The following is a 15802-nucleotide window of genomic DNA, read 5'->3' on the forward strand; positions in this document are numbered from 1 at the left end:
CAAAATTTAGATTAATCGTCATTTAATTCGTTGTCTTCTTTGTCAATAAAAGAGTTTTCGTTGTTTAGATATTCTTCTAATTTTTCTTTGTCTTTCTGATTTTGACGAACCAAGAATATGATTAAAACAATCAATACAACCGCAATAATTCCGAAAAAGAAGATATTATTTTCCATTAATTTTATTTTTATTAAAGGTACCATTTTTATGTTAATTGTACATTATTTAGATTTTAATTTATTCTAAACATTTAACAAATATTTACATGTTACAGATGCGAATTATTTATACATTTGTATATACAAATATTAAAATCATGCAGCGCAAAGATTTTATAAAAGCAATAATAGGAGGAACAACCGCTATGGCATTAACACCATTATATAATTGGTCAAAAGAGTTAAAGGAAACAGATGTTCAGTTGCCAGTTCTTTTTATTGGACACGGTTCGCCAATGAACGGAATAGAAGACAATGAGTTTTCGCAAAAATGGGCAAAATTAGGTCGAGAAATTCCTCGTCCAAAAGCAGTTTTGGTCGTTTCGGCACATTGGTTGACAAAAGGAACACATATTACTGCAATGGAAAATCCTAAAACCATTCATGATTTTGGAGGTTTTCCTCAAGCATTGTTTGATGTACAATATCCAGCAAAAGGAAATCCAATTTTAGCGGAAGAAACGGCAAAGTTGATTACTTCAACTCATGTTGGTTTAGATCATGATTGGGGTTTGGATCATGGAACTTGGACAGTCGTTCGACACATGTATCCCGATGCTGATATTCCGGTATTGCAATTAAGTATTGATTACAATAAGCCACCACAATATCATTATGATTTAGCAAAAGAACTAGCTTCATTGCGAAAAAAAGGTGTTTTGATTATCGGTAGCGGAAATATGGTACATAATCTGAGAATGGTAGCTTGGGATAAACTCAACGAGCCAGAATATGGTTTTGATTGGGCGAATGAAATGAATTCATTATTCAAACAGAAAATCACGGATAACGATTTCAAATCATTAATTAATTATCAATCGCTTGGAACGGCAGCAAAATTGGCAATTCCAACGCCAGATCATTATTATCCGTTGCTTTATACTTTAGGATTGCAAAACGGTAAAGACGAAATTTCATTTTTTAACGATAAAGCTGTTGGTGGTTCGTTGACGATGACTTCAGTAAAAATAGGATAACAAAAAAGGAAGCATTTGCTTCCTTTTTTATTAAATATTCAATGCTTTTCGGGTTTGTTTTGTCAAACCATCTTTATGAAGCATAACAGAGATTGCTTTGAGTTTTATAAAAGGAACACTCATGTACATAAAACCATCTTTTCCAGAATTCGTTCCCCAAGAGTTTTTTACTTTGTAATAAATGTTTCCTTTTTGGTCTTTCACTTTTCCAACAATGTGCATCAAGTGATCATCAACCGTATTGTAATTTTCAAATTCCGCCTGACGATATTCTTGCGTGATTTGTTTTTCAGGTTTGATTTCGGTTAAAATAGTCTTTACATCATCGCTATTTTGAGGAATTACCGCAATACCATTTTTACCCGAAAAAGTTTCTTCACTTACATCGCTATCTAATGCTAAAGTAAATCCTTTATCTAATGCATTGTTAATGTTTTGAATAAATTCATCTAAAGTAACATTGTAAAAGCTTTCATTCGAAAAATTATCAGGAATATTCAAAATAAATTTCGAATAAAATGGCGCATGATTGAAAGAAGTAATCGTTACATAATCGTTTAAATTGATTTTGTATTCTTTTGCATCAGTTGGTTTTACAGCGTCAATTTTACCAAGATATTTGTCTAAAACAGCGTTGTAATCTTCTTTCCAATTTGGATATTTTAATGGTGTTTCGGCTACCGCTTTTCTAACAATTAGCTCAAGTTCACCAACCATTTTTGAATGATCGTGTTTGGCATCAGCAGAAAGTTTTCCACTAAAAACCGCTTCGGTTGCAAGTCCGTGTTTTTTAGCACTATTGATAACATCGTGGTTTAATCCGCCTTCGCCAAACTGTGCTTTTCCTTGTCGCATTACATAATTTTCGGCTTTCGCCAAATAAGTAAAACGAACATTATACATTTCGGATAAATCTACTTTTTGTCCAGTTGTGCGAATGATTTCGGCTTCAAGAAATGATGTACTCGAAAAACTCCAGCAAGTTCCAGTAATTCCTTGCGAAGTTACAGGTAAACAGTTTATTTCTTTAATGGTTTGGAAATCATATTGCTGCGAATAGGAAGCAAAGCTTAGGGATAAAACTCCCAAATACAGAGAAAATTTATTCATAATATTACAATAGATAGTTTAGTTTTAAGGGTAAAATCGTTTATTTTTACGCTAAAATAATAGTTTTCATCAGTAAGCTGTTTTTTTTAACTAAATAATAAGAACTGTAAATTTAAAAATCAGATACTAATATGAGTACAATCAACTGGGTAACTGTCAAAGAATTTGAAGATATAACCTACAAAAAATGCAATGGCGTAGCGCGAATTGCTTTCAATCGACCTGATGTTCGCAACGCTTTTCGTCCAAAAACTACAGCCGAATTATTACAAGCTTTTCACGATGCACAAGAAGATACATCGATTGGTGTTGTTTTGCTTTCTGCCGAAGGTCCGAGTTCTAAAGATGGAATTTGGTCGTTTTGTTCTGGTGGCGATCAAAAAGCGCGTGGTCATCAAGGTTATGTAGGTGATGATGGTTATCATAGATTGAATATTTTGGATGTACAGCGATTAATTCGTTTTATGCCAAAAGCGGTGATTTGCGTTGTTTCAGGTTGGGCTGTTGGCGGCGGACATTCGCTTCATGTCGTTTGCGATTTAACTTTAGCAAGTAAAGAACACGCCATTTTTAAACAAACCGATGCCGATGTAACGAGTTTTGACGGCGGATATGGTTCGGCGTATTTGGCTAAAATGGTCGGACAGAAAAAGGCACGTGAAATTTTCTTTTTAGGTCGAAATTATTCCGCTCAAGAAGCTTTCGAAATGGGAATGGTAAATGCCGTAATTCCGCATGCTGAGTTGGAAGATACAGCTTATGAATGGGCGCAAGAGATTTTGGCAAAATCGCCAACATCTATCAAAATGCTAAAATTCGCCATGAATTTAACCGATGACGGAATGGTTGGACAACAAGTTTTTGCTGGCGAAGCTACACGTTTAGCGTATATGACTGATGAAGCTAAAGAAGGTCGCGATGCATTTTTAGAAAAAAGAAAACCTAACTTTGATAAAAAGTGGTTACCATAATTTATATAAAAAAATGAAGAAATTAGTTTTAAGTGTATTGTTGTTGAGTTCGTTCGTTTCATTTTCGCAAGATGTAAAGAATAAGTCAAAATTTTCTGTGAGTTTGCATTATATCGGTAATTTAGATGATGGTAGTCTTGTAAACCATGAATACAGTGGAATTATTGGTTTGGATGCTCGTTATTCGTTTTATCAAAATGAAAAGGTTAGTGTTTCCGCAGGTTTAGGGTTGGATTATTTACAAGAAAGCAGTAATTTTTTCAAAAATGACGCTTTGGTTTTTAATCCTAATATTGGAATAGAAGTAAACGCTTTTAATGCTAAACTAAGACCATTTTTTAATTTAGGGTATTCGTTTTTTAGTTATAAAATTGATTTTGACGAGTTTTTTGTGGGGTCAAATCCTGATCCAGTATTTAATCCAAATCAATCAAAGAAATACAACTTTAACGGAATAAGTTTAAATCCAGGTTTAAGATATCATTTTAGTGATGTGCTTTTTGCAGAAGGAAGTTACAGATATGTTGCTTTCGATACAGATTCTATGTCGGGTTCGTCAAAAACTCATTATATTCAAATAGGAATTGGTTTTAAGTTTTAACTATTTCTGATAAACAAATGAATATCTAAAATCTAATATTAAAAATGGAAAACTTTACCAACGAACCAATTGATATTTCAGCTTTACCAAGATATGAAGCGGTAAATTTGAATGCGTTGCAATCAAAATATTGGAATGTAATTTTATTCAATATTGTGGCAACTTTTCTAATTATTGGAGTTGTTTTAGCCGTAATTATCTATTTTGTTGAAGAAATTCATTCCATTGCTTGGCTTTTCGGATTGGTTTATATTTTGTTTTTAGGTTTTACATTTCTGTTGTGTCGCATTTCATTTAAAAAAAGAGGTTTCGCTTTTAGAGAACACGATGTAATCTATCGAAGCGGAATTTTAGCCACAAACACGATGATTATTCCATACAATCGAGTACAACATGTTGCGCTACACGAAGGTTTTATTTCTCGTTATTTTGATTTAGCAAAAGTAGAAATCTTCACTGCTGGCGGCGATTCTAGTGATGTATCAATTCCAGGAATTAAAAAAGAGCAAGCCGAAGATATCAAGCAGTTGCTAATGGGTAAAATTCAAAAGCAACTATGATAAAATCCGAATTTTCAACACCTCAAAGACAATCCAAAACAGGTTTACTTGTCTTGTTTGCCAATTCGCTTTTCGAATTTATGAAAGCGATGTGGATTGTACTTATCATTTTTTTTCTGAAAGGAAAAGCAACGGATATTTTTTGGGGAATTGGAATTTTCGTCTTGGTTTTATTGGGTTTCGGCGTTTATTCGTATTTAAAATACCGAACTTTTACTTTTTATATTGATGAAGAGCAAAATGAATTCATTGTGCAACACGGCATTTTGAACAAAACAAAAACGGTTGTACAATTACATAAAATCCAACAAGTTAATCTAAAACAAAACATCATTCATCGAATAGTTGATGTGTATCAAGTTAACATTGATTCTGCTGGAAGTGAAGAAAAAGAAGCCGTAATCAATGCTGTTTCAAAAGAAGTTGCCATGGCTTTAAAATCAAAGCTTTTGGATAACGAACGAGTTGAAGTTATTGATAATTCAGTTGAGGTTGAAAGAGAAATTGAGGACAAGCCATTCCTGAAAATTGATTTAATCAGTTTGCTAAAAGTTGGAATTACGTCCAATTATGCCAAAAGTATCGGTTTGTTGTTGACTTTTTTCTTTACGATTTATGAAAATCTCAATCATGCTGGCGCAGATGAATTGATCGATGGAAGCAAAGTGGAAGATTTTATTGCAAATTATACCGCTGTTTATTCGGTTTTAGTAGCGATATTGTTATTGTTTACGGTAATTTTCATCGTCAATATCGTTAGAACATTGGTAAAATATTACGGTTTTAAAATCGCTAAGCAAAAAGGTTCGCTCATCATGTCTTATGGATTAATCGCTACGCAAAGCACGATTTTAAAGCCAGAAAAAGTTCAAATAGTGAAAATTACACGAAATTTTTTCCAGAAAAAGCTAAAAATCCTTGAAATCAGCATCAAGCAAACCATTAGTGACGAAACCAAGAAAGACAAAGCAATCATTGAAATTCCGGGTTGTAACGAGATAGAGCGAGATGAAATTCTGCAATTAATTTTTAATGAAATCCCAGAAAAAGGAGAAAAATTAAAACCAAATTTTCGTAAACTTCTATTTTCAATCTTTATATTAATTGTATTACCTTTAACTGCTTATTTAACGATAGGTAATTGGTTTGTCAATTCCATTTTTGAATACAAAAGTATTGCGGTATTTTATACTGTTTTTATATTTATCGGATTATTGTTTGGGTTTAAAAACAATAGTTTGCATATAAATGATAAACATGTAATTATGCAAAGCGGTGCTTGGGATATAGATAACGAAATTATTAAAATAGAAAAAATACAAGCCATTACAACATCACAATTGTTTTGGCATAAAAGTTTGAATATTGGGTCATTGACGATACATACCGCAGGAGGAAATGTGAATTTTCAACTAGGCAATTTTAAAAAAATCAATCAATATGTCAATCTTTGGTTATACCAAATTGAAAAAAAAGATAGTAATTGGAATTGATATAAAATATTAGATTTCAAATATCAAATATTTAAAATCTAATATCTAAAATTTAATATATAATAAAATGAAACATTGGGTTGAAGCTGCACGAGTGAGAACATTACCGTTATCAGTGTCGGGTATTATTGTGGGAAGTTTTTATGCGATGTCACAAGGAATGTTCAATTGGAATATTGTGATTTTTGCGCTATTAACCACGTTAGGATTGCAAATTCTGTCCAATTTTGCCAATGATTATGGCGATGGTGTAAAAGGAACGGACAACAACGATAGAGTTGGGCCAAAACGAGCAGTACAAAGCGGTGTGATTTCGCCTGCAGAAATGAAACGAGCAATTATAATTACTTCTTTAATTACGCTATTATTTGCTGTTCTGTTGATTTATTTTGCTTTCAAAGAGAAATACTTGTTATTTTCTTTAATCTTTCTTGTGTTGGGAATTTTGGCAATTGCTTCAGCTATTCGATATACCGTTGGAAAAGGTGCTTATGGTTATCGTGGTTATGGTGATGTTTTTGTGTTTATCTTTTTTGGAATGGTAAGCACGTTTGGAGTATATTTTATGTTTTCTAAATCATTGGATTGGTTATTGTTATTGCCAGCTACTTCAATCGGTTTTTTAAGTGTTGGAGTTTTGAATTTAAACAACATGCGCGACGAAGAAAGCGATAGAAAAGCTGGAAAAAACACGATTGTAGTAAAAAACGGCGGAGCTTGGGCAAAGAAATATCACTTCTTTTTGGTGATTTCGGCGATGGTTTTGGTGCTGATTTTTGCTTTTTTGAATGAGTTTCATTTTGATCAATACTTTTTTGTTGTGGCTTATTTTCCAATGATTAGTCATTTGATGACGGTTTATAGAAACAAAACGCCACGACTTTTAGATCCAGAATTGAAGAAATTAGCGATAAGTACATTTTTATTGGCAGTGCTTTTAGCTTTGTGTTTGATATTTTTTATATCAGATGTTGTTGTGAATTATGTTTAAAAATTTTATTTAAAACATAAAAGATTGAAAAGTACTTTTGAAGTTGATAATGAGAAGTTTAATGAGTTTTTGAAGGTAAATGTAGAGCGTGGAACTTTGCATACAAAAAGATATTCATTGAATATTGTGTTTTTCATATTTACAAAAACTGATAAAATGTTCTTCGGAATGTATGGAAAGAATAAGTTTGAAATTACTGAAACTTTTGAATATTTTCCAAATACATATAGAATTAGTGGTGATTACAAGTTGAAAGGTAATAATCAAACAGAAGTGAGTTATGAAATTAAACACTTGGGATTTATTTATTATTGGTTTAGAATAATGCCTTTAGCTATGTTTCCGTTGTTTAATTTAGTTTTTTATTTTCAGGTGAAATCGGCTAGTTATAAAGATTTTGTGATTGCAAACTCAATAATGATTTGCTTTGTGTTTTTTAGCTGTTTTTATATGTGGCTAAAAAAAAGAAAGCTTGAAAATATTTTTAAAGAAGTATTTGAAATAGAAAAATAAAAAATAAGTTATGAAAATTACATTTTACGGTCATGCTTGCATCGGAATTGAAGTAAGCGGAAAAAACATCATCGTCGATCCGTTTATTTCGGGCAATGAAAAAGCGGCGCACATCGATATAAATTCGTTAAAAGCAGATTATATTCTGATAACTCACGCGCATTTTGATCATATTTTAGATGTTGAAGCAATTGCAAAAAACAACAATTCGGTGATTGTTTCTAATTGGGAAATCGCTACGTATTACGGAAACAAAGGTTTTCAATATCATCCGATGAATTTGGGTGGAAGCTGGAATTTTGATTTCGGAAAAGTGAAATATGTTGCCGCGGTTCATTCTAGTGCTTTTCCTGACGGAACGTATGGTGGAAATCCTGGTGGTTTTGTAATTGAAGGCGAACATAAAAATATTTACGTTTCTGGCGATACAGCGTTAACGATGGATATGAAGTTGATTCCAATGCGAACCAAGTTAGATTTGGCTGTTTTTCCAATCGGAAATTGCTTTACAATGGATGTTGAAGATGCGATTATGGCTTCTGATTTCGTAGAATGCGATAAGATTTTGGGTTGTCATTTTGATACTTTTGGGTTTATAATGGTTGATCACGATGAGGCGAAAAAGAAATTTTTCGATGCCGGAAAGGATTTAATGTTACTTGAGATAGGACAAAGTATTGATTTGTAAATCAAATAAATAATAAAAAATAAAGAGTGTCAAATTTTTGGCACTCTTATTGTTTTAGGTAAAATAAAAATAAGTTATGAATACAAAATTGAATGTATTACTTGTGTTGTTTTCTTCTTTGGTTTTAGCGCAATCCAAAGATGGATATTGGGATAATATTCGAACCACAAACGAAACGATTATGCTTGGTGCTGGAAAAAAGAAAATGATCAAAACTGCCGATTTTCCGCTTGGAACAACCGAAGTCGTGTATCGAATTTCGATTTTAGATGATAATCAAAAGATTTCGTCGAGTTTGGTTTCGGTGTTAAAAGCAATTCCTGATCCAACAGGGATTAGTCAAGGTTCAGCTGGAGCAGTTTTTTTGGCTTCTACAATTTCTGGTGACGACAAATGTAAATATGTTGTTTTTACCAATGAAAAAGACGCTTTGGAATACGAGAAGTCAAGTGTTTTAAAAAATGCTTGTGTTGTCCAAGACGAACCGATAAACAAAGAAGTTAAACTGCTTTCGGAGAAATCGAAATGTTTAAACGGTAATCAAAATCTATGGTTTGTTTTTGAAAGCGATAATTGGATTATGAAGCAAAAAATAGTTTTTGAAGTTGTGCCTTGGGTGGATTATAAATTCAAAAATGGTTGGACAAATGCAGCGAAAAAAGAATTACTTTCTGAAGTTGAAAACAATGAAATTTTTAAATCTATAAATCAGAAAGATAAATTATTAGGATATTTTATCGAAACTTTTACTTCAAAATATAATTTTAATGATTATAAAGGAATAATTCCAGCCGAAAAAGCAAAAGCATTTAATGATGTGATGGAGGAAAGCTTGAAAAAATCAGGTTTAATGAAAAGTTATTTGGATGGAATTCGGGCTGAGGCAAAACGATTTTTATCAGCTAAAGAATACGAAAAAGGAATGTCGTTGATTGAAAACGAAATCATTCAAAAAGGTAGAGCAACCGATTTGGATTATGGTTTACAAGGCGATTTTTATTTGATGACAAAGCAATACATAAAAGCGGAAGTGGCAATTAAGAAAGCGATTTCAATGAATGCTACAAATATCGAACATCAATTGCGTTTGGCGCACGTTTACTTGTTTTCTGATCGCGTAAGCGATGCGAAAGATATTCATAAAAAATACCGTTCAAATAATGTGAGCTCCAGTAAAAGCTGGGTAGAAGCAACTAAAGAAGATTTTGAAAACTTCAAGAAAAACGGTTTACCAACAGATGATTTCAAGAAGATTTTACGAATTTTAGAATAAAAAACCATGTTGAAAGCAACGTATAAAAAGCATATCCTTCAATTTAAGCAAGCTTCAGGAACGTCGCGAGGTGTTATGACGGAAAAAGAAACTTGGTTCATTATTTTAGAAGAAAACGGCAAAAAAGGAATAGGTGAATGTGGAATTCTTCGAGGACTTTCGGCTGATGATAGAGTTGATTATGAAGAAAAACTGCAATGGACATGCGAAAACATTCATTTTGGCGAGGAAAAATTATGGCAAGAATTAATTGAATTTCCGTCCATTCAGTTTGGAATGGAGATGGCTTTTTTGTCTTTACGAAGTAAAGATCCCTTTGAATTATTTCCTTCCGAATTTGTTTCTGGTGAAAAATCGATTGTCATAAATGGGTTGGTTTGGATGGGAAATGAAGCGTTCATGAAGCGGCAAATAGAGGAGAAGATTGCGCAAGGTTTTGGTTGTATAAAAATGAAAATCGGAGCGATAGAATTTGACAAAGAATTGGAGTTATTACGCTTTATTCGTCAAAATTTTGATGAAAACACGATTGAAATTCGGGTTGATGCTAACGGAGCTTTTAATGAAAATGAAGCTTTAAATAAAATAAATCAATTGACTGGTTTTAAATTACATAGTATAGAGCAACCGATACAAAAAAATCATACTGACACTATGTCAGTCTTGTGTAAAAATACGAATTTACCTATAGCTTTAGACGAAGAACTGATTGGCGTGTTTTCATCATCAGAAAAAGAAAATTTGTTACAAAAAATCATGCCACAATACATCATTTTAAAGCCAAGTTTTATTGGTGGATTTCGAGGAACTTTAGAATGGATTTCGTTGGCAGAAAAATACAATATTGGTTGGTGGATTACTTCGGCTTTGGAAAGCAACATTGGTTTGAATGCGATTGCACAATTTACTTTTACACTGAATACAAAAATGCCGCAAGGTTTAGGAACCGGAAGTTTGTACACCAATAATTTTGATTGTCCGCTTGTGGTTGAAAAAGGACAACTTTGGTATAAACCAGAATTGGATTGGAAAGTTGATTTGTGATTTTTTGTAGCACAAAGTTTCACAAAGTGTTTTCACGAAGTTTCACAAAGGAATTAAGCTTATTTTTCTTAAATGCCTTATATGTTTTAAAACAAAAAGTCTCACAGAATATTTTGTGTAACTCTGTGAGAACTCTGCGAAACTTTGTGCAACAACTATTTACTCCAATCGATTTTTCTAGAAAAATACATCACAGCTGCCAAAATAAAGAACAAACCAATGCTTCCGGCAAGTAAAGCGTAATCTTCCATTTGGATAATCACAAAGATAAAAGCATATAAAACCGAAAGCGATGTGGCAATAAACATTGGAAATTTTTTGTTTTTAAGAATAGAAACCGAATACAGAGTAATTAAAGCCACAACTGCAATTCCCGAAATGCCATACGCCAAACTAAAACTACTGTGTTCTGTAATTGAAATCAAAAGCGTGTAAAACATAATCAACGCAATTCCAATCATGGAATACTGAAAAATGTGGATATTGATTTTGCTAATCGACTGAATTAGGAAGAAAATCAAGAACGTTAAACCAATCACAAGGAAACCATATTTGGAAACGCGCTCATTTTGCTGATATTCGTCCACTGTTTCGATTAATTTTACGCCAAAGAGATAATCATCCAAATCAGGTAAAACGTTGCTGTATTGCTGCGAAAACGTTCGGTTGATGTCTAAAACTTTCCAATCGGCGTGAAAACCTTTCGCAGAAATGCTTTTTGTAGTATCATTTGAAGCAAAAGTTCCTTCAAAACTTGGTGATTGCCAATCTGAATCAATGGAAACATTCGTTACTTTTCCAATTGGGACAAATTTCAAACTGTTGCTTCCGTTGTAAACAATGTTGAAATTGAAGTTGATTTTGTCATTGGTTGCCAAATTTTTATAATCAAAAACCGATGTTGAAAGCAAACTATAGTCGGTTTTGTCGTTGTTTTGAGGTTCAAAAGACAGTTTTTCGTTGTTTACTTGTACTTTCAATTCGCTTTTAATGCTTTTTAAATTGGTTGTTTTTACAATAATCGAAGCTTTATCCCATTGAATATTTTCGGGAGCAATATTCAATTTAGAAAAATTGGGCGAAGTGAAATTTCCTTTAAAATTCATATTTGCCGTAAAAACAATTGGATTAAAAATACCTCGTTTCAACGATTCATTCTTCATTACTTTGGATGAATTGGTCAACTCATTTGGAAAAAAGTAAGCATAATTAATTGTTGTTTTTTTCTGAATGGTTGTTACGCCGGTTTTAGTATCGGTAACGTTATAATTGTCATACGAAGTATAAGGAATTTTTAAAATCGGACCATAAAACAGAATATCGCTTCCCCAAAGATTGGAAACTTCTCTCGTGACTTCGTTTTTGCGTTGCGAACGTTCAGATATTAAATCCTGAACAAAAAATAGCGGAATGAGTAAGACTAAGGTTAAAAAACCTACCATAATCATTTTGGCAGTTGTTGATTGAAAGAACGATTTTGGTTCTTGGTTTTGAATTTCTTGATTTTCCATGATGTTGAGTTTTATAATTGATTAAAATTTGTGAAATACGATGTAGATGTACAATAGTGTGATTGGAATGTTAGCTAACATAATTAGCATTTTGATGGCTAAATCTTCACGTTCTGTGGGTTTGATGAAAAACTGAAAGAGTAAATTCAGAAAAGTAATTCCGTTGATAAGAATGGCAAAAAGCGTGTAGAAAAAGCCCAAGATTAGAATGCCGTCTTTATGAGGAAAAAGAAAATGAAGTATCAAAATAATCGTTCCAATGCCAAAAGAACCAATTGCTAAATAGGTTGAAAATCCGGCAGACTTTTGATTTTCGAGTGAAAATGTTTCCATGAATAAATTATTTAGAAGTGATATTTTTTTTAATCAAAAAGGCGAAATAGATGAAAATTCCAAATTGAACGGAGAAGAACAAAGATGTTTTGGAAGTTGCCGCAATAAAAAGGTCAACAATTAAATCGAACGGATTACTGATGATATCCCAACTGTTGTAGCGAAGAATTCGTCCAACATAAATTCCGAAACCGCATAAAGACGAAATACAAAACAGAGTTATTGTTGCGTATTTCTTTGAAATAATCGTTTGGAGTGTTTTTTCAAAATGTGAAAGCGATAACAATCCCAATCCAAAACCAATCAAAGCATACGAACTGATGATGATTAAATCCAACCAAAAAATAAATCCGTCCGAATTGTCCAAATGCACCAAATCGGTAATGATGTAAAACGAATTTGGGATAAACAAAAGCCAAATTGTCAATAGAGTGTAAAGTTTAAATTTAGGATTGTTTTTTGTGTCCAATGATTGAAAGTAAGAACTGATTATATAAGGAACGAAAGCAAGAAACAAGTTCCAAATCAGGAAAAACAAATAGACAGATTGCGTGATTTTGGCTCTAACCAAAAGTAGCGTGAGACAATAAATCATGTACAAAAAAAGCGTTTGATTTACTTTTTTGTCTTGATGATACAGTTTTAAGGCAAAGTTCATGTTATCGAATATTAAAAGTGAATTGAATTTCTCTCAGTGATTTGTAAAGCATTTTATGAAAAGGAAAATGGTAAAACTGATGCGCATTTTGACCGCGTTTGTAATATTTGTAAAACGTTTTCAGTCGGTTAGGGTAGAAAAGCGTTCCAGCGAAAATCACCATAAACAAATAGGCGCTTTTTTTGCCGTTGCCTAACAGATAATATTGCATCCCAATTTCTTCAATCACCGAAACTCCAGTGTTGGTCAACACATGAATGACATCGTGAGCTTCCAATTTGGGTTGCATTTCAAAGTTGTATTTCAGCAAAAAACAACCCATGTGAAAGCCTAAACTGTCGTTGGGCAGCAAAATCAAATCTTTTGGCGTAATATTCCAGGGTTCGTTCTTTTTGAAGAACTTTTGATAGGGTTTTTTACTCCATTCATACATTTTTTCGATGATTAAATCTCTCATAAGTAATATTTAAAAGTACTTTGAATTTCAAAGTTAATAGATAAAAAAATAGCGTTAGTTTTTGGATAATAATTTTTCAAGCGCTTCAATATGTTCTTTGAATGCTTTTTTACCTTCGTTTGTGGCGATGTAACGTGTATTCGGTTTTTTGCCGATAAATTGCTTTTCAATCATAATATAATTTTCGGTTTCCAATGCTTTAGTATGACTGGCAAGATTTCCGTCGGTTACGCCAAGTAATTCTTTCAGCATATTGAAATCGGCACTTTCATTTACCATCAATACCGACATAATGCCAAGGCGAATGCGATGATCAAAAGCTTTATTGATATTTTGGATGATGTTTTTCATTTATGTTTAATTATTGATAGAGTAATTTTTACTCATCTTATTAATTAACGATAGAGTTAGCAAAAGTATGATATAATAAATCATTGAAATAAGTATTCCTGTAAATGGAGCAAAATTTCTTCCAGTATCAGAAATCACTTTTCGCATAGCTTTTTGTTGTTCTTCATTAATCTCATTACCACTAAATAAACCGTCTTTGTTTAAATCGAAAGCATCTAGTTCTGATTGATATTTTAAATTTAAATATGAAGTAGAAGCTACTGTTATTATGTATGTTAATAAACTAGAAAACAAAGCTATTTTATTTATTGATAATTTAGAATTTCCTTTTAGTCTTAATCTATTTAAGTAAAAAATAAAAAGAAATTGAGTTATTAAAAATAGAATTAGCATAACTATCTATCATATTTAAAATACATCAACGCTCCATAAACAATATGACAAACTCCAAAACCTAAAGCCCAAAATAACAATCCGTATCCTAAAAACCAGGTTGATAATAATCCTAAAATAATTAAAGTAATACCTAAATAGCGAACATCACCAATAGTATATTTACTAGCATTGAGACAAGCCATTCCATAAAAAATCAGCATTAACGGAGCAACGAGACTTAAAATTTCTTTTTCTATTAAGAACAAGATGAAAAATCCTCCGGTTAGTAACGGAATTAAAAAGTTGATTAACAATCGTTTTGATGTTGGGTTCCACAAACTTTCATTTGCTTTTTTTGCTTTTCTGAAACTAAGTACTATTCCGGTAATAACAGACAATAAGATTACTGTTGCTGCAATTATAAATAATCGCACTACAGCATCATAGGAAATAACCAAATTTCGGTATGAACCCATAGTTGAGTTGTCAAAGTAAATTGTTCTGTAGGCTAACCAAGCGCCAATCAACGAATAAGTTCCGGCAAGTATTCCTGATAAACCACTTAGTGAAATAAATCGGGACGATTGTGTCATCATTTGTTTGATGTCCTGAATGTCTTTAAGATATTTTTCGTTTTCCATTTTAAAGTACTTTGAAAAACAAAGTAAATAATAATTTTTTCTGTGACCAAATATTTTTTCGATTATTTTTGATAAAAAATCATCGTGAAGCCACAAGACCTTTATATACTGAACCAACCAGAAAATTATCGAGACATTTTATTGCATGTCGTTGCCGTTATAGAGCAAGTTGTTCCCGAAGCAACATTGGAGTACAAATGGAAAATCCCTTTTTTCTATATAGGTAAAAAACCGTTTTGCTATTTAAACGCCAGTCACAAAAAACAATTTGTAGATGTTGCTTTTATGGATGGATTTCAGTTACAGTCACATCAAAATCTGCTCATTGCCGACGGCGGTCGAAGTAGAGTGAAATCACTTCGATACAAAACATTGGAAGAAATTGACAACGATGTTTTAATTGATTTACTGAAAGAAGCAAAGCAATGGCTTGAAAAAAGATAATCTTTATAAAACCTATATTAAATTTCCAACTTTATTTAAAATACCTTCTACGAAAACGTTTTCTTTTGCTATTTTAGTGCTCAAAAATAAAATAGTATGAGTAATTCGTATAAACTTTCGGTAAATAACAGCGCAACTTTTGATGCAACCGAAAGCAGTCTTCAAAACCTCGATGCCGTTTCTACTGGCGAAAATACATTCCACGTACTAAAAAATCACATTCCTTACAAAGCGGAAATTGTCTCTACGGATTTTTTAGCCAAAAAATATACCGTTAAAGTAAACAACAACACCTATGAAGTTGCTATTGAAAACGACTTGGATTTGTTGATTAAAAGTATGGGAATTGAACGGGGAAAAACCAAAGTAGTCAACGCCATCAAAGCACCAATGCCAGGATTAATTCTCGAAATCAATGTAGAAGTTGGACAAAGCGTTAAAGAAAATGATTTATTATTAATCCTAGAAGCCATGAAAATGGAAAATGCTTTTGTATCGCCACGTGATGGTGTTATTAAATCCATTTCGGTTGAAAAAGGCAACGCTGTAGATAAAGGTCAATTATTAATTGAATTTGAATAACATATTGCGAT

21 protein-coding genes are annotated in these 15802 nt (G+C 32.4%); 12 read left to right on the plus strand and 9 right to left on the minus strand.

Features of this window, described 5'->3' with window-relative positions:
* Positions 1 to 11: 11 nt before the first annotated feature.
* A complete protein-coding gene (locus tag G6042_RS12775) occupies positions 12 to 176 on the minus strand; it encodes a hypothetical protein (RefSeq protein ID WP_169524835.1) in 165 nt (54 codons plus the stop codon).
* A 188-nt stretch (positions 177 to 364) separates the two neighbouring features.
* On the opposite strand from G6042_RS12775, the gene ygiD reads away from it, so the two are divergent.
* Positions 365 to 1195, plus strand: coding sequence for a 4,5-DOPA-extradiol-dioxygenase (ygiD, locus tag G6042_RS12780; RefSeq protein WP_449404253.1), 831 nt, complete (start codon positions 365 to 367; stop codon positions 1193 to 1195).
* 30 nt (positions 1196 to 1225) lie between these two features.
* Here the strand turns inward: ygiD and G6042_RS12785 are convergent, their stop codons facing one another.
* Positions 1226 to 2305: a C1 family peptidase gene (locus G6042_RS12785; protein ID WP_169524837.1), complete on the minus strand. Its 1080-nt coding sequence runs from the start codon at positions 2303 to 2305 to the stop codon at positions 1226 to 1228.
* A gap of 131 nt (positions 2306 to 2436) precedes the next feature.
* On the opposite strand from G6042_RS12785, the gene G6042_RS12790 reads away from it, so the two are divergent.
* The 9 genes from G6042_RS12790 (at position 2437) to G6042_RS12830 (ending at position 10439) form a co-directional block, all read left to right on the plus strand.
* Complete coding sequence (locus G6042_RS12790) at positions 2437 to 3276, plus strand: 1,4-dihydroxy-2-naphthoyl-CoA synthase (protein WP_169524838.1); 840 nt, start codon at positions 2437 to 2439, stop codon at positions 3274 to 3276.
* A gap of 13 nt (positions 3277 to 3289) precedes the next feature.
* Positions 3290 to 3877 (plus strand): outer membrane beta-barrel protein, encoded by a 588-nt coding sequence (locus G6042_RS12795; RefSeq protein ID WP_169524839.1) that lies wholly within the window; start codon positions 3290 to 3292, stop codon positions 3875 to 3877.
* 44 nt (positions 3878 to 3921) lie between these two features.
* Positions 3922 to 4437 carry a PH domain-containing protein gene (locus tag G6042_RS12800; RefSeq protein ID WP_169524840.1) on the plus strand — a complete coding sequence of 172 codons (516 nt, stop codon included), beginning with the start codon at positions 3922 to 3924 and terminating at the stop codon, positions 4435 to 4437.
* Complete coding sequence (locus G6042_RS12805; protein WP_169524841.1) at positions 4434 to 5930, plus strand: PH domain-containing protein; 1497 nt, start codon at positions 4434 to 4436, stop codon at positions 5928 to 5930. The genes G6042_RS12800 and G6042_RS12805 overlap by 4 nt, the downstream gene beginning before the upstream one ends.
* A 67-nt stretch (positions 5931 to 5997) precedes the next feature.
* The gene (menA, locus tag G6042_RS12810) at positions 5998 to 6921 is read left to right on the plus strand and encodes a 1,4-dihydroxy-2-naphthoate octaprenyltransferase (protein ID WP_169524842.1); all 924 of its coding nucleotides are present in this window, start codon (positions 5998 to 6000) and stop codon (positions 6919 to 6921) included.
* A 24-nt stretch (positions 6922 to 6945) separates the two neighbouring features.
* Positions 6946 to 7434 carry a hypothetical protein gene (locus G6042_RS12815; protein WP_169524843.1) on the plus strand — a complete coding sequence of 163 codons (489 nt, stop codon included), beginning with the start codon at positions 6946 to 6948 and terminating at the stop codon, positions 7432 to 7434.
* A 10-nt stretch (positions 7435 to 7444) separates the two neighbouring features.
* The gene (locus G6042_RS12820) at positions 7445 to 8122 is read left to right on the plus strand and encodes a metal-dependent hydrolase (RefSeq protein WP_169524844.1); all 678 of its coding nucleotides are present in this window, start codon (positions 7445 to 7447) and stop codon (positions 8120 to 8122) included.
* Positions 8123 to 8198: 76 nt separating this feature from the next.
* Entirely contained in the window at positions 8199 to 9395 is a 1197-nt protein-coding gene (locus tag G6042_RS12825; protein WP_169524845.1) for a tetratricopeptide repeat protein, read from the plus strand.
* 9 nt (positions 9396 to 9404) lie between these two features.
* Positions 9405 to 10439 carry an o-succinylbenzoate synthase gene (locus G6042_RS12830; RefSeq protein WP_169525100.1) on the plus strand — a complete coding sequence of 345 codons (1035 nt, stop codon included), beginning with the start codon at positions 9405 to 9407 and terminating at the stop codon, positions 10437 to 10439.
* A gap of 155 nt (positions 10440 to 10594) precedes the next feature.
* Here G6042_RS12830 and creD read toward each other — a convergent pair whose 3' ends face one another.
* From creD to G6042_RS12865, 7 genes are read right to left on the minus strand one after another with little or no spacing between them, the layout of a single operon-like run.
* Positions 10595 to 11950 carry a cell envelope integrity protein CreD gene (gene creD / locus G6042_RS12835; protein WP_169524846.1) on the minus strand — a complete coding sequence of 452 codons (1356 nt, stop codon included), beginning with the start codon at positions 11948 to 11950 and terminating at the stop codon, positions 10595 to 10597.
* Between the two features lie 21 nt (positions 11951 to 11971).
* Positions 11972 to 12283, minus strand: coding sequence for a hypothetical protein (locus G6042_RS12840; RefSeq protein ID WP_169524847.1), 312 nt, complete (start codon positions 12281 to 12283; stop codon positions 11972 to 11974).
* Between the two features lie 7 nt (positions 12284 to 12290).
* Positions 12291 to 12941: a DUF1361 domain-containing protein gene (locus G6042_RS12845; RefSeq protein WP_169524848.1), complete on the minus strand. Its 651-nt coding sequence runs from the start codon at positions 12939 to 12941 to the stop codon at positions 12291 to 12293.
* Position 12942: 1 nt separating this feature from the next.
* Positions 12943 to 13398: a Coq4 family protein gene (locus tag G6042_RS12850; RefSeq protein ID WP_169524849.1), complete on the minus strand. Its 456-nt coding sequence runs from the start codon at positions 13396 to 13398 to the stop codon at positions 12943 to 12945.
* A gap of 54 nt (positions 13399 to 13452) precedes the next feature.
* The gene (locus tag G6042_RS12855; RefSeq protein ID WP_133532891.1) at positions 13453 to 13749 is read right to left on the minus strand and encodes a winged helix-turn-helix domain-containing protein; all 297 of its coding nucleotides are present in this window, start codon (positions 13747 to 13749) and stop codon (positions 13453 to 13455) included.
* A gap of 6 nt (positions 13750 to 13755) precedes the next feature.
* Positions 13756 to 14142, minus strand: a complete 387-nt coding sequence (locus G6042_RS12860; RefSeq protein WP_169524850.1) for a hypothetical protein — start codon at positions 14140 to 14142, stop codon at positions 13756 to 13758.
* 2 nt (positions 14143 to 14144) lie between these two features.
* Positions 14145 to 14765, minus strand: coding sequence for a hypothetical protein (locus G6042_RS12865; protein WP_169524851.1), 621 nt, complete (start codon positions 14763 to 14765; stop codon positions 14145 to 14147).
* An 84-nt stretch (positions 14766 to 14849) separates the two neighbouring features.
* Here G6042_RS12865 and G6042_RS12870 point away from each other — a divergent pair, with 84 nt between their 5' ends.
* Together G6042_RS12870 and G6042_RS12875 are read left to right on the plus strand one after the other, a co-directional pair.
* Positions 14850 to 15209 (plus strand): DUF1801 domain-containing protein, encoded by a 360-nt coding sequence (locus tag G6042_RS12870; RefSeq protein WP_169524852.1) that lies wholly within the window; start codon positions 14850 to 14852, stop codon positions 15207 to 15209.
* 96 nt (positions 15210 to 15305) lie between these two features.
* On the plus strand, positions 15306 to 15791 hold the full coding sequence (locus tag G6042_RS12875; protein ID WP_169524853.1) for an acetyl-CoA carboxylase biotin carboxyl carrier protein subunit: 486 nt from the start codon (positions 15306 to 15308) through the stop codon (positions 15789 to 15791).
* Positions 15792 to 15802 lie beyond the last annotated feature (11 nt).

It is taken from the genome of Flavobacterium solisilvae, assembly GCF_012911605.1.
Taxonomy (GTDB): Bacteria; Bacteroidota; Bacteroidia; order Flavobacteriales; family Flavobacteriaceae; genus Flavobacterium; species Flavobacterium solisilvae.

What these genes read in the sequence shown, in the direction of transcription:
- G6042_RS12775 (WP_169524835.1), bottom strand. Translation starts at nt 176, where the DNA reads ATGGAAAATAATATCTTCTTTTTCGGAATTATTGCGGTTGTATTGATT.
- ygiD (WP_449404253.1), top strand. Translation starts at nt 365, where the DNA reads ATGGCATTAACACCATTATATAATTGGTCAAAAGAGTTAAAGGAAACA.
- G6042_RS12785 (WP_169524837.1), bottom strand. Translation starts at nt 2,305, where the DNA reads ATGAATAAATTTTCTCTGTATTTGGGAGTTTTATCCCTAAGCTTTGCT.
- G6042_RS12790 (WP_169524838.1), top strand. Translation starts at nt 2,437, where the DNA reads ATGAGTACAATCAACTGGGTAACTGTCAAAGAATTTGAAGATATAACC.
- G6042_RS12795 (WP_169524839.1), top strand. Translation starts at nt 3,290, where the DNA reads ATGAAGAAATTAGTTTTAAGTGTATTGTTGTTGAGTTCGTTCGTTTCA.
- G6042_RS12800 (WP_169524840.1), top strand. Translation starts at nt 3,922, where the DNA reads ATGGAAAACTTTACCAACGAACCAATTGATATTTCAGCTTTACCAAGA.
- G6042_RS12805 (WP_169524841.1), top strand. Translation starts at nt 4,434, where the DNA reads ATGATAAAATCCGAATTTTCAACACCTCAAAGACAATCCAAAACAGGT.
- menA (WP_169524842.1), top strand. Translation starts at nt 5,998, where the DNA reads ATGAAACATTGGGTTGAAGCTGCACGAGTGAGAACATTACCGTTATCA.
- G6042_RS12820 (WP_169524844.1), top strand. Translation starts at nt 7,445, where the DNA reads ATGAAAATTACATTTTACGGTCATGCTTGCATCGGAATTGAAGTAAGC.
- G6042_RS12825 (WP_169524845.1), top strand. Translation starts at nt 8,199, where the DNA reads ATGAATACAAAATTGAATGTATTACTTGTGTTGTTTTCTTCTTTGGTT.
- creD (WP_169524846.1), bottom strand. Translation starts at nt 11,950, where the DNA reads ATGGAAAATCAAGAAATTCAAAACCAAGAACCAAAATCGTTCTTTCAA.
- G6042_RS12840 (WP_169524847.1), bottom strand. Translation starts at nt 12,283, where the DNA reads ATGGAAACATTTTCACTCGAAAATCAAAAGTCTGCCGGATTTTCAACC.
- G6042_RS12845 (WP_169524848.1), bottom strand. Translation starts at nt 12,941, where the DNA reads ATGAACTTTGCCTTAAAACTGTATCATCAAGACAAAAAAGTAAATCAA.
- G6042_RS12850 (WP_169524849.1), bottom strand. Translation starts at nt 13,398, where the DNA reads ATGAGAGATTTAATCATCGAAAAAATGTATGAATGGAGTAAAAAACCC.
- G6042_RS12855 (WP_133532891.1), bottom strand. Translation starts at nt 13,749, where the DNA reads ATGAAAAACATCATCCAAAATATCAATAAAGCTTTTGATCATCGCATT.
- G6042_RS12860 (WP_169524850.1), bottom strand. Translation starts at nt 14,142, where the DNA reads ATGCTAATTCTATTTTTAATAACTCAATTTCTTTTTATTTTTTACTTA.
- G6042_RS12865 (WP_169524851.1), bottom strand. Translation starts at nt 14,765, where the DNA reads ATGGAAAACGAAAAATATCTTAAAGACATTCAGGACATCAAACAAATG.
- G6042_RS12875 (WP_169524853.1), top strand. Translation starts at nt 15,306, where the DNA reads ATGAGTAATTCGTATAAACTTTCGGTAAATAACAGCGCAACTTTTGAT.